Source organism: Parafilimonas terrae (assembly GCF_900115755.1).
Lineage (GTDB): Bacteria > Bacteroidota > Bacteroidia > Chitinophagales > Chitinophagaceae > Parafilimonas > Parafilimonas terrae.
Genome location: NZ_FOXQ01000006.1, coordinates 248,069 through 260,750, shown reverse-complemented (window position 1 = coordinate 260,750; position 12,682 = coordinate 248,069). Strand labels below are relative to the sequence as shown.

At 39.1% G+C, this 12,682-nt stretch carries 11 protein-coding genes; 9 read left to right on the top strand and 2 right to left on the bottom strand.

Translation table 11 applies throughout. The features are described from left to right. Nucleotides 1-4: 4 nt before the first annotated feature. Together BM015_RS12035 and BM015_RS12030 are read left to right on the top strand one after the other, a co-directional pair. Nucleotides 5-1,021, top strand: a complete 1,017-nt coding sequence (locus tag BM015_RS12035; protein ID WP_245751381.1) for a YihY/virulence factor BrkB family protein — start codon at nucleotides 5-7, stop codon at nucleotides 1,019-1,021. Nucleotides 1,022-1,027: 6 nt separating this feature from the next. Continuing rightward, nucleotides 1,028-1,432 (top strand): hypothetical protein, encoded by a 405-nt coding sequence (locus tag BM015_RS12030; protein ID WP_090658658.1) that lies wholly within the window; start codon nucleotides 1,028-1,030, stop codon nucleotides 1,430-1,432. A gap of 34 nt (nucleotides 1,433-1,466) precedes the next feature. Here BM015_RS12030 and BM015_RS12025 read toward each other — a convergent pair whose 3' ends face one another. Continuing rightward, on the bottom strand, nucleotides 1,467-1,826 hold the full coding sequence (locus tag BM015_RS12025) for a YraN family protein (RefSeq protein WP_090658656.1): 360 nt from the start codon (nucleotides 1,824-1,826) through the stop codon (nucleotides 1,467-1,469). A gap of 17 nt (nucleotides 1,827-1,843) precedes the next feature. Here BM015_RS12025 and manA point away from each other — a divergent pair, with 17 nt between their 5' ends. Beyond that, the gene (gene manA, locus BM015_RS12020) at nucleotides 1,844-3,049 is read left to right on the top strand and encodes a mannose-6-phosphate isomerase, class I (RefSeq protein ID WP_090658813.1); all 1,206 of its coding nucleotides are present in this window, start codon (nucleotides 1,844-1,846) and stop codon (nucleotides 3,047-3,049) included. A gap of 103 nt (nucleotides 3,050-3,152) precedes the next feature. Here manA and rocD read toward each other — a convergent pair whose 3' ends face one another. Beyond that, on the bottom strand, nucleotides 3,153-4,388 hold the full coding sequence (rocD, locus tag BM015_RS12015; RefSeq protein ID WP_090658654.1) for an ornithine--oxo-acid transaminase: 1,236 nt from the start codon (nucleotides 4,386-4,388) through the stop codon (nucleotides 3,153-3,155). A 470-nt stretch (nucleotides 4,389-4,858) separates the two neighbouring features. Between rocD and BM015_RS12010 the strand changes: the two genes are divergently transcribed. The 6 genes from BM015_RS12010 (at nucleotide 4,859) to BM015_RS11985 (ending at nucleotide 12,663) form a co-directional block, all read left to right on the top strand. Then, a complete protein-coding gene (locus tag BM015_RS12010; RefSeq protein WP_143075840.1) occupies nucleotides 4,859-5,224 on the top strand; it encodes a hypothetical protein in 366 nt (121 codons plus the stop codon). Between the two features lie 77 nt (nucleotides 5,225-5,301). Further along, the gene (locus BM015_RS12005; RefSeq protein ID WP_090658649.1) at nucleotides 5,302-6,423 is read left to right on the top strand and encodes an efflux RND transporter periplasmic adaptor subunit; all 1,122 of its coding nucleotides are present in this window, start codon (nucleotides 5,302-5,304) and stop codon (nucleotides 6,421-6,423) included. Nucleotides 6,424-6,525: 102 nt separating this feature from the next. Next, a complete protein-coding gene (locus tag BM015_RS12000) occupies nucleotides 6,526-9,759 on the top strand; it encodes an efflux RND transporter permease subunit (protein ID WP_090658647.1) in 3,234 nt (1,077 codons plus the stop codon). Further along, complete coding sequence (locus BM015_RS11995; protein ID WP_218148487.1) at nucleotides 9,740-11,191, top strand: TolC family protein; 1,452 nt, start codon at nucleotides 9,740-9,742, stop codon at nucleotides 11,189-11,191. Before BM015_RS12000 ends, BM015_RS11995 begins: the two co-directional genes overlap by 20 nt. A 192-nt stretch (nucleotides 11,192-11,383) precedes the next feature. Continuing rightward, entirely contained in the window at nucleotides 11,384-12,040 is a 657-nt protein-coding gene (locus BM015_RS11990) for a protein-L-isoaspartate(D-aspartate) O-methyltransferase (RefSeq protein WP_090658645.1), read from the top strand. Nucleotides 12,041-12,168: 128 nt separating this feature from the next. Then, entirely contained in the window at nucleotides 12,169-12,663 is a 495-nt protein-coding gene (locus BM015_RS11985) for an asparaginase domain-containing protein (RefSeq protein ID WP_090658643.1), read from the top strand. Nucleotides 12,664-12,682 lie beyond the last annotated feature (19 nt).

Below are 12,682 nucleotides of genomic sequence, written 5' to 3'. Positions count from 1 at the left end.
CTGCATGATGAATAACTCTAATCAAAACATTACTGTAGAAAAACCTGGAAAAGTTAAACTTACTTTTAAAGGTTTATGGAAAATATTAAAAGATACCGGCAGTGATTTTACTGATTGCCGCATTACACGCATGAGTGCAGCGCTGGCTTATTATACTATTTTCTCCATTGCTCCCGTGCTTATTTTAATAATTAGCCTTTCTGCAATTTTTTTTGGAAGAGGCGCAATTGAAGGTTCCATTTATCATGAAATAAAATCATTTGTTGGCAGCGATGCAGCTTTGCAAATTCAGGAACTTATTAAAAAAGCAACTATAAAACAAGGCAACTGGTTTGCTTCTTTTGCAAGCATTATAGCTTTGGTAATAGGCGCTACAAGTGTGTTTGGCGAAATACAGGATTCCATCAATTTAATATGGGGCTTAAAAGCTAAACCAAAAAGAGGATGGATAAAAATTTTATTAAACCGGCTTTTAAGTTTTTCAATTATTGCGAGTGTAAGTTTTATTTTGCTGGTATCGTTACTGATAAATACTATACTGGATATTTTTTTAGGCGCTCTTATGCCTAATCTTATAAGTTTATTTCCCAATATAGGGCTGGAAGCAAAACTGGCGTATGGTATTAATCTTTTTATTACTTTTTTAATTATAACCTTACTGTTCTCCATCATCTTTAAAGTGCTGCCCGATGCTAAAATAAAATGGCGCGATGTGCTTACCGGATCTATAACAACGGCATTACTTTTTATGCTTGGCAAATTCGCTATTGGCTTTTATCTCGGCACAAGAAATATTGGCAATACTTATGGCGCTGCCGGCTCTATCATCCTTATTTTATTGTGGGTGTATTATTCATCCATTATTTTATATGGAGGCGCTGCCTTCACAAAAAACTATGCACATTTTAAAGGCCGGCGCATTTATCCGAATGATTATGCGGTATGGACTGAAACCGTGGAAATGGAGAAGAAGGGCTCTTTTGAAAATGTAACAACACATCCCATAAAAACAGGTAAATAATTATTTATGCAGGATTTTATAATAACAGGAAAAGCTGTAGCGGCTTTATTTATAATAGCAATACCTGTTGCCTGCATTGCATGGACGATCACACACGAAGAAGCTTTTGCTGAGTTGAAAAATTATTGTGTAAAGTGTAAAAATGAAAGCAAAAATATTTTGAAAAGAAAGTTCTTTTATTTGTTTACCTGCGAATACTGCTTTAGCCATTATGTAACAGCATTGCTACTCATCATCACAAAATTTCAATTGCTATATACAGATTGGAAAGGTTATTTTATTTCTTTCTTTTCAATAGTTTGGGTAGCTAATATTTATATGAGCATTTATGCGCGTATAAGGGTTACACTTAAAAAAGAAAAACTTGAAGCCGATATAATCGAAAAAGAGAAAAAGAATAATCATTCCTGACATTGTTTATACGTCCTGAGCTTTCACAGTGATATTAAAAATAAACATCTTCAATTAAAAAATATTCTGTTGGTATGCCGTATTCTATGGTGATTGCCAGCACATCAAACTGCAGGTATTTCCATTGCGGGTTCCGGTATTGATATTCTTCAGCCGCTATTTTCAGCATCTTCATTTTCTTATGGCTCATGCTTTCTTCAGGCTTACCGTATTTAGAAGTGGTTCTTGTTTTTATTTCAAAGAAGTGAAGGCGATCGCCCAGTGCAGCAATTATATCAACTTCAGCATAACCAAAACGCCAGTTGCGTTCAATGATCTCATAACCTTTCTCAGAAAGATAAATTGCGGCAAGGTCTTCTCCTTTGTTTCCGGTAGTTTTGTTCCATCCCGACATAAAATCAAGGGTTGATTATGCTACAAGATAAAATTTTTAAACTGAAAGGAAAAGTTCAACATTATGCATGGGGCGGCACTGAATATATTCCGCACTGGCTGGGAATTGAAAACAAAGAAAATAAACCGTTTGCAGAATATTGGATGGGCGCCCATCCATCAGCCTCATCTGCATTGATCGTTAATGGAAAAGAAGAAAATTTATACAACTTAATTCAACAAGATGCCAATTCAATTCTTGGTGAAGAAGTGAATGCAACTTTTGGCGAGCTTCCTTATCTTTTTAAGATCCTTGATGTAAAAGATATGCTCAGCATACAGGTGCATCCTTCAAAAGAATCTGCTGAAAAAGGGTTTAATGATGAAGAAGCAAATGGTGTTGCGATTAATGCGCCGCACCGCAACTATAAAGATAAAAATCATAAACCCGAAGTAATGGTTGCCTTAAGTGAGTTTTGGCTGCTGCATGGTTTTTTAAGTGAAGATAAATTGCTGAAAGTTTTGCAAACTGTGCCTGAATTTAAAAATTTTGAAAGCCTTGTTATTGACAAAGGCTATAAAGGTTTATATGAACATGTGATGCTGATGCCGCAGGTGGAAGTTGATGCCTTGCTTACGCCACTTGTTGAAAGGGAAATTAACCGTAAAAGAAATAATGAACTTACAAAAGCCGACGCAGGCTGGTGGGTTGCAAAATTGTATGAACAGCAAGAAAATTTTTCCAATCTTGACCGTGGTATATTTTCCATTTACTTTTTTAATATCGTAAAAACAAATCCCGGTGAAGCCGTATTCCAGGGCGCCGGTTTACCACATGCTTATCTTGAAGGGCAAAACGTGGAGCTGATGGCCAACAGTGATAATGTATTACGCGGCGGCCTTACGCCAAAACATATTGATGTGCCTGAATTAATAAAGCATATAATATTTGAAGGCATTGAACCGAATGTGATGAAAGGGATAGACCTTACGAGCGGTGAGAAAAATTATCCCTGCCCCGTTCCTGATTTTGGCATTAGTAAAATAGAATTAAATGCAAATGAAGTTTATGAAGCAGAAGCAACTTCGCTTGAAATTATTGTGATAATTGAAGGCGAACTTAATGCTGAAGGCAGTAATAATATTACAGCTAAAAGGGGAGAAGTAGTTGCTGTTTTAGCTGGTGAAACTTATTCTTTTTCTACGCCGGAAAAACTTATTGCTTACAAAGCTTTTGTGCCTTAAAGGATTTAGGAATATTATAATGCGCAGAACATTATTGCCACAGATGCACAAATGAAAACCTGTGCATCTGTGGCAAACTAAAAAGCTGATATTAATCTTACAATTAGCTTAAACAATCCTTTAATGAGCGGGCAATAATGTCAACGCACTCCAGTATTTGTTGTTTTGAAATAACAAGCGGCGGTGCAAAACGTATTTTATCGCCATGTGTTGGTTTTGCCAGTAAACCATTTTCTTTAAGCTGAAGGCAAAGTTCCCACGCCGCTTCTTTATTCGCATGTTCAATTACAATGGCGTTTAATAAACCTTTACCACGAATGGTGGATATAAAAGGTGAGTTTAAATTTTGCAATTCATTGCGCAGCAAGTTTCCCATTGCATCAGCATTTTCAATCATGCTTTCTTCCTGCAATACTTTTATCGATTCTATAGCAACAGCACATGCTAATGGATTGCCGCCATACGTGGAACCGTGCTCGCCGGGTTTTATATTCAGCATGATTTCATTATTGGCTAATACTGCAGATACAGGAATTGTTCCGCCGCTTAATGCCTTGCCAAGAATTAAAATATCCGGCTTTACATTTTCATGATCGCAGGCCAGCATTTTTCCTGTACGGCCAAGCCCTGTTTGTATTTCATCGGCCATGAATAAAATATTATAGGCTTCGCATAATTGCTTGGCTTTGGAAAGATAGCCTTCATCCGGAACAACCACACCAGCCTCACCTTGTATAGGCTCAACCAAAAGACCTGCAATGGTTTTATCTTCCAATGCTTTTTGCAAAGCATTTATATCATTATATGGAATAACAACAAAGCCGGGCGTAAACGGGCCAAACTTTGAATTGGATAAAGGATCAGTGCTGAATGAAATAACCGTTGTGGTCCTGCCATGAAAATTATCTGCACATACAATAATTTTTGCTTCACCATCTTTAATGCCTTTCTTTTCATAGCCCCAGCGCCGGCAAAGTTTAATGGCTGTTTCCACTGCTTCCACACCTGTATTCATCGGCAGCAGTTTATCATAGCCAAATAATTCAGTCATGAATTTTTCATACTCGCCTAAAAGATTATTATAAAAGGCGCGGGATGTGAGTGTGAGTTTTTGCGCCTGCTCAATTAATGCCTTTACAATGCGCGGATGGCAATGGCCCTGGTTAACAGCAGAATAACCACTTAGAAAATCATAATACTTTTTTCCTTCAACGTCCCATACAAAAACACCTTCGCCTTTTTCTAAAACCACGGGCAAAGGATGATAATTATGTGCACCAAAATCTTCTTCTAACTGTAAATAATGCAGGGCTTTTTTGGATATAGTATGAGTAAGCATAATAAATGATTAAATAATGAACGATAAATTTTTTGAAGCGTAAATGCTAAAGGGCATAAGAAATTGCCCGCTGTATAAAACGGCGTGTTAGTGATTGAGCAGATCTAAATTGGAAGAGAGGAATTTCATTATTTACTGATAGGTTGCAAGATACATTTTTTTAAACAATTGAGAGAATTTGAAAGTGTACCTATTGCAATCAAAATTAAAGGCGCACTATTGTAATAGTAAAGAGAAAATATCTTTTTAATATATTGGATTTAGCAGATGAAAAAGATGATGGTTCATTTAAAGTGTTATATACGCTTTATATATATTTTAAGAAAACTTAGAAATGCGGCAGGCCCTGTTTTCATCTCTTTAATTTATCTTTACAGCGTTGGTATTTATCTCATTTAAAAATCTTGTAATTATTGCTGCTGCATAAAAAATACAAAACCCATATACTAAAAAAATGGCTTTGTTTTTTAGTGCTCTTTTGTTTCGGTTTAAGAACTGTATCCTATGCTGTGCAGCCATTTGCCAATAATAAAATAGACTCAATTTCAGATGCTATAGAAGCAACCTCGCAAGATAATGTGTCGTTGCTTCACATCTTAGGTGGTCTGTTGAATATGGATTTAAATGGCGATGGCCATGAACTGTTTAGTTTTAAAATGGATAAGCAAACGCCCCGTACCCACCAGTTTCGCTTAAAAGAATACCCTAAAAAAAATAGTTTTGAGTACAATTATAAAATAATTACTGCAACGGCATTGCAATGCCTTACAGCTTGCAACAGAACCTTCAGCGTTCCGGCACATTATCACTTTCTCTTTCGCTTAACACCTTTCTGATTTCATTGTTACATATTGAATACATGTGGTATTGCTTATAGCCATTATGAGCACGATTAAACCAAAAATTTGTAACGATGAATATAAAACCTATTATTTATTGCGCTATTATTATTGTTATTACAGGCTGTAGTTCTAATACTGAAAACAAAAAGCAAAAAGAAATTCCGGTATTGCCTGTTATACAATTAAAGCCGGAAGATACAAGCCTTCAAAATGGTTATGTAGCGGATGTGCAGGCTGTTCAAAATGTGGAGATACGTTCCAAATTGCAGGGCTATCTTGAAAAAATTTATGTGGATGAAGGGAAGCCTGTATCAAAGGGCCAGCCCTTATTTAAATTAAATGATCAGCAGTTTCAACTCGACCTTGCCAAAGCAAGGGCGGGCGTAGCCGATGCAAAGGCTGCAGTACATGCATCTGAACTGGAAATAAAAAGAATACAGTTGCTGGTTGATAAAAAAGTTATATCAAAAACAGAACTTGAATTAGCCCAGTCAAAACTAAAAGGCGCACAAGCCCGGCTGAATGAACAGCAGGCAATAGAAGATGAGGCAGCCCTGCATTTATCGCACACTTTAATAAGGGCGCCTTTTAATGGTGTTATAGACCGAATACCGCTTAAGCTGGGCAGCCTTATAAATGAAGGCGACCTGCTTACTACTGTTTCAGACCTTTCTGAAGTATTGGCCTATTTCAGGGTATCTGAAAATGAATACCTCGAATATGTGCGCAACCTTCAAACCAACAAGAACCTTCCTGATAATAACGTAAAACTCATTCTCTCCGACGGTTCAGTGTATGGCAGTAGCGGTAAAATAGAAACCATGGAAGGAGAGTTTGACCAGGGCACAGGCTCCATCGCTTTCCGGGCAAGGTTTCCTAATCCCGACAAGATTTTGAAACACGGTTCTACAGGTAAAATCAGCATCACTACCCAAGTGCATAATGCTTTAATGGTGCCACAAAAGGCTGTATTTGATATACAGGATAAAAACTATGTTTTTGTATTGAATACAGACAGTACTGTTAAGATGAAAACCTTTGTGCCACGCACCAGGATAGACCGATATTTTGTAGTTCAGTCAGGCCTCAAGTCTGGCGATAAAATTGTGTATGAAGGGGTGCAAAACATACGTGATGGAATGCGTATAGAGCCACGCATGCTTGCAGCCGATAGCCTTCTCGCCACGCGTTAAATCATAAATATTATTGCGGTATATAGCTGTGCTTTTGGCATCAGCCCGTCAGTTGCATTTTCACAAAATAATTATTGCTACAGCACAATTAAAGTTATTTAAATGGTTGAAATATTTATACGAAGGCCGGTGCTTTCGCTTGTTGTATCCCTTATTATAGTATTGCTTGGTGTACTGGCGCTGTTTTCATTGCCGGTTACACAATTCCCCGATATTGTTCCGCCATCTGTGGTGGTTACAGCTACCTATAATGGCGCCAATGCCGAAGTATGCGCCAATGCGGTTGCCATACCCCTGGAGCGTGCTGTTAATGGTGTGCCCGGCATGACTTATATGAATTCTGTCAGCAGCAACAATGGCGTTACGCAGATACAGGTAATGTTTAAAGTTGGAACTGACCCGGACCAGGCAGCAGTGAATGTGCAGAACCGGGTAACCACCATATTAGATGAATTGCCGGAAGAGGTAATTCGTGCCGGTGTTACCACCGAAAAAGAAGTAAACAGCATGCTGCTGTTTTTAAACATATTTAGTGAAGACAGCACGGTGAACGAAGAATTTATTTACAACTTCACCGATATAAATGTATTGCAGGAATTAAAGCGCATTGAAGGCGTTGGGCTTGTTGATATAATGGGCGTGCGTGATTATGCCATGCGGGTTTGGCTAAAGCCAGACCGAATGCTGGCCTATAATATTTCAACCGAAGAAGTGATAGAAGCGCTGCGCAGGCAGAATATAGAAGCAGCCCCAGGCGTAATTGGGGAAAACTCAGGCAAAGGCAACCAGGTAGCGCAGTTTGTATTAAAATATACCGGTAAGTTTAATACGCCCGAAGCTTATGAGGCGGTTGTATTGCGTGCACAGCCCGACGGTACCATTTTAAAACTAAAAGACATCGCTGCTGTTGAATTTGGAACAGAGAGTTATGATATGTCTTCCAAAACAGATGGCCGCCCTTCTGCTTCCATTATGATTAAGCAAAGGCCTGGGAGCAATGCAAGGGATGTTATCAATAATATCAAGGCGAAGATGGAAGAATTGAAAGAAAGTTCTTTCCCGCCCGGCATGACGTACAATTATGCTTATGATGTATCAAGGTTCTTAGATGCCAGTATTCATGAAGTGGTACGCACATTGATAGAAGCTTTCCTGCTTGTGTTTGTTGTTGTATTTATTTTCCTGCAGGATTTCCGTTCAACCATTATTCCTGCACTTGCTGTTCCTGTGGCATTGGTAGGCTCGCTGGCATTTATGCAAATACTTGGCTTCTCTTTAAATATGTTAACGCTGTTTGCATTGGTGCTGGCCATTGGTATAGTAGTAGATAATGCAATTGTGGTGGTAGAGGCAGTGCATGTGAAAATGACGGAACAGCACCTGCCGCCATTGGAAGCCACAGTAGAAGCAATGGAAGAAATAAGCGGGGCCATCATTGCCATAACGCTTGTTATGTCGGCCGTGTTTATACCGGTTGCCTTCCTGTCGGGACCGGTAGGCGTATTTTACAGACAATTCTCGTTAACACTGGCTATCTCTATTGTTATATCCGGCATTAATGCTTTGACGCTTACGCCGGCCTTGTGCGCTTTACTGTTAAAGCATAATACAAAACCTAAGAAAAGCTTATTGCAACGCCTGTTTGGTGGTTTTAATAAAGGTTATAATAAGGTGGAAAATAAATATGCCGGTATTGTGGGAAAGCTTGCTGGCCGTAAGCTTGTAACACTTGCCCTTTTCGGGTTTTTCTGTTTAGCCACAGGGGGAATAGCCACCATTTTGCCCACAGGTTTTATTCCTTCTGAAGACCAGAGCATGATTTATGTGAATGTTACCACACCACCCGGGTCAACAGTTGACAGAACGGAGAAAATACTTGATGAAATTGAACTGGCAACGAAAGATATGCCGCAGGTGGATAACATCAGCACACTGGCCGGTTATAGTTTAATGAGCGAAATATCAGGAGCTTCTTATGGCATGGCAATGATCAATCTTAAAACATGGGAAGATCGTAAAGAAAGTATTGATGAAGTAATAGAAATGCTGAATAAAAAAACAAAATATATTGCTGATGCCTCTATTGAATATTTTTCACCACCAACAGTTCCGGGATTTGGTAATGCAAGTGGATTTGAATTAAGGTTGTTGAATAAAAATAAAGCAACCGGGCTTGCTGCTACGGCCAATGTAACAAAAAGTTTTACAGAGCAGTTGAATAATAACCCGGCTATTGCAGGAGCTTATACCAGCTTCAATCCCAGCTTTCCTCAATATATAATTCATGTTGACCAGGATATGGCGGCGCAAAAAGGTGTAAGCATTGATAATGCCATGAGCACTTTGCAAACCCTGCTGGGCAGTTACTATGCCACCAATTTTATACGGTTTAATCAAATGTATAAGGTAATGCTGCAGGCTTCCCCATCGTACCGCAATACAGAAAATGATGTTTTGAATTTGTATGTGAAGAATGATAAAGGTGAAATGGTGCCTTATTCATCTTTTATAACACTGGAAAAAGTATTAGGCCCTGAACAAATTACGCGTTATAACATGTACACATCGGCTATGATTACTGGTGATGCAGCCAGGGGCTATAGCAGCGGCGATGCTATTAAAGCTATTGAAACCATTGCTAAAGAAAAACTGCCAAGAGGTTACACCATTGAATGGAGCGGAATGACGAGAGAACAAATTGAAAGCGGCAACCAGGCAGCATACATTTTTATTATTTGCCTTGTATTTGTTTACCTGTTGCTGGCAGCACAATATGAAAGCTTCGCATTGCCCTTATCTGTATTGCTCTCATTGCCGGCTGGTATATTCGGCGCTTTTTTCTTTTTGAAGGTGTTAGGGCTTGAAAATAATATTTATGCGCAGGTGGCATTGATAATGTTGATTGGCCTGTTGGGCAAGAATGCCATATTGGTTGTGGAGGTTGCTGAAATGCAGCGGCAAAAAGGCATATCAATTTTGGAAGCTGCGGTAATAGGGGCCAAATCGAGGTTGCGGCCAATATTGATGACCTCATTTGCCTTTATTGCAGGGCTTATCCCGCTTTGTGTGGCCAGTGGCGCTGGCGCCATGGGGAACCGTTCAATAGGTACGGCAGCAGCAGGCGGTATGCTGGCGGGAACCATATTCGGGGTTTTAATTATACCCGGTTTATATGTTCTGTTTGCAAGTATTGGAAAGAAGAGAAAAGGAGAAAGTGAGGAGTCATCATATCAGCATGAAATTCCCTTTTCTGAAGAGTTCGATCATCATGAACATACGCATTATCACCATCATAAAAAACGTTTGAATAAAGACAATGATGAAAACAAAATATAAGAGCATTTATCATATCCTTATTGTATTGCTTTTAGTTGCCACAGGCTGTAAAACTTATAAACCTGTTATAACGCCTGAATTAAAGGATGTGCCTGATAAATTTATAGAATCCGGCAAAGACAGTACCGGTATTGGCAATATAGAATGGCGCACATTTTTCAGAGACAGCTTGTTAGTTAAGCTGATTGATTCGGCTTTGGCTAATAACCAGGACATTCAGATTGCCTGGCAAAGAATAGAATCTGCCAAAGCGCAATTATTAAAGAATAAAGGGGCACTGCAGCCCACGGTAAATGCAGCCGTTTCAACAGCTATTGATAAATATGGTAAATATACCATGAGCGGCGTAGGCAATTACGACACTAATCTTTCTGGTAATATAAACGATAAGCAACGTGTAACGCAGCCAATTGTTCAGGATTATTTTATTGGCTTGCACAGCAACTGGGAAATTGATATTTGGGGAAGATTAAAAAATGCCCGTGAAGCTTCTGCGGCAAGGGTTTTGGCTTCAGAAAAAGGCAGGCAGTTTATTGTAACATCGCTGGTGGCAGACATTGCTTCAAGTTATTATAGCCTGTTGGCACTGGATAACCAGTTAAAGATAATTCAGCGAAATATTAAATACCAGCAGGATGCTTTGGATGTTGTAAAAATTATGCAGGAAACGGGCAAAAGTACCTCGCTTGCCGTGCAGCAATTCCAGGCGCAGTTGTACAATACACAGGGTTATGAATATGAAGCAAAGCAACAGATAACAGCAATTGAAGCACATATAAATTACCTGCTTGGCCGCTATCCGCGGCCTGTTGCAAGAGATAGCAGTACTTTAAAAAAACAATTGCCTGAAGTTATATATGCCGGCATTCCATCAGCAATGGTAACAAGAAGGCCTGATGTGCAGCAGGCTGCTTTAGAACTGCAGGCAACCAAATTCGATGTGGCATCGGCCAATGCGGCAGCAATGCCTGCTTTAACCATAACACCTTACTTCGGTTTAAATTCTTTCAAGGGAAATTTGCTGTTTAATGCCGCCTCGGTTACGTATGGTTTGCTTGGAGGGCTAACAGCACCTTTGTTCAATAAAAAAGCAATAGAGGGTAATTATCAATTAGCTGGGGCGGCCCAAAAGGAAGCTTTTTATAAATACCAGCAATCACTGCTGAATAGTTTCAATGAAGTGTATATAGGATTGAACGATATAAAAAACAAAAGGCATATTCAAATGCTTAAACAACTGGAAGTAAATGAGCTCAGTAATGGCGTAACTTCTGCAAACGAATTATACGTTGCAGGCTACGCTTCTTATCTTGAAGTTATTACGGCTCAGAAAAGTGTATTGCAGGCCGAACTCGAACTAAATGATAACCGTAAAGATGTATTAATAGCATTGGTGCAATTATACCGTTCGCTGGGTGGCGGATGGCAGTAGCACCTTAAGCACTTTTATTTTAATCCGCAGATGGTATGGTTTGCTTTAAATGACGACCGTTCTTCATAAGTTGCAGATTTACCTTAAAGTTAAAGGAGATGCTATATAATGCGCAGATGTTAATAACCAGACATCATAATAATTTCTTCAACATCTATTGAAAGTTAGCGCAAGCTTTTTAGGTTTGCAGCAATGAGAAAACTGGAAGATACATACCAGCATAAAGGGTTAAGAAAAAAACTGATAGATTCATTGCGCACAAAAGGCATAACATCAGAAATGGTGCTGGAAGCCATGTATAATGTGCCGCGGCATTTTTTTTTAGATTCTGCTTTTGATAAAATTGCTTATGAAGACAGGGCATTTCCCATTGCGGCGGAGCAAACTATTTCCCAGCCTTATACCGTTGCTTATCAAACGCAATTATTGAATGTGCATCGCGGCGATAAAATTCTTGAAATAGGCACCGGCAGTGTTTACCAGGCAAGCGTGCTGGCGGAATTAGGCGCATGGGTTTATACAATAGAACGGCAGCGTAAATTGTACGACATTAATAAGTCTTTCTTCTTCAAAACAAAATATCCTAACATAAAATTTTTTTACGGAGATGGCTTTGAAGGATTGCCGGCTTATGCGCCTTTTGATAAAGTGCTTATTACAGCTGCAGCACCTTTTATTCCGCCCAAATTAGTGGAGCAGTTAAAAGCAGGCGGTTTAATGGTATTGCCCGTGAATGAAGGGGATAAGCAACGTATGCTGCGCCTTACCAAAAAAGCTGATGGCAGTTATGATGAAGAATGGTTTGATTATTTTTCTTTCGTACCTATGTTGAAAGGGAAAAATAATTAGAGAAAAGTTCAAGCGTTCACCTGTTCACAAGTTTACTTGTTTGAGCATCTGGCTAAGGTTACAACTGCGTGGTTAACTTCAACCTGTGAACAAGAAAACCTGTGAACTTGTAAACTAAAATTTTATGTATGGCAATACGCATTTTTATAACCGGCGGCACTTTCGATAAAGAATATAATGAGCTTACCGGCGAACTTTTTTTCAAAGATTCGCATTTGCCTGAAATGCTTAAGCTGGGCCGCAGCAATATTGATGTTGATATACGAACATTAATGATGATTGACAGCCTTGGCATGAGCAGTGAAGACAGGGATTTGATTACGCATCATTGCGAAACGGCTAAAGAAGACAAGATCATTATAACGCATGGCACAGATACAATGGCCGATACAGCTAAAGTTTTATCCGGAAGAATAAATAATAAAACGATTGTTCTTACCGGCGCAATGATCCCTTATAAATTTGGCAGCTCAGATGGTTTGTTTAATCTCGGCAGTGCACTGGCTTTTGTGCAAACCTTGCCGCCCGGTGTTTATATAGCTATGAATGGAAAATATTTTCATGCGGATAATGTCCGTAAAAACAGGCAAACCGGTATGTTTGAAGAACTGTATAAGCAATGATGGGTTCTGTCAATAATTA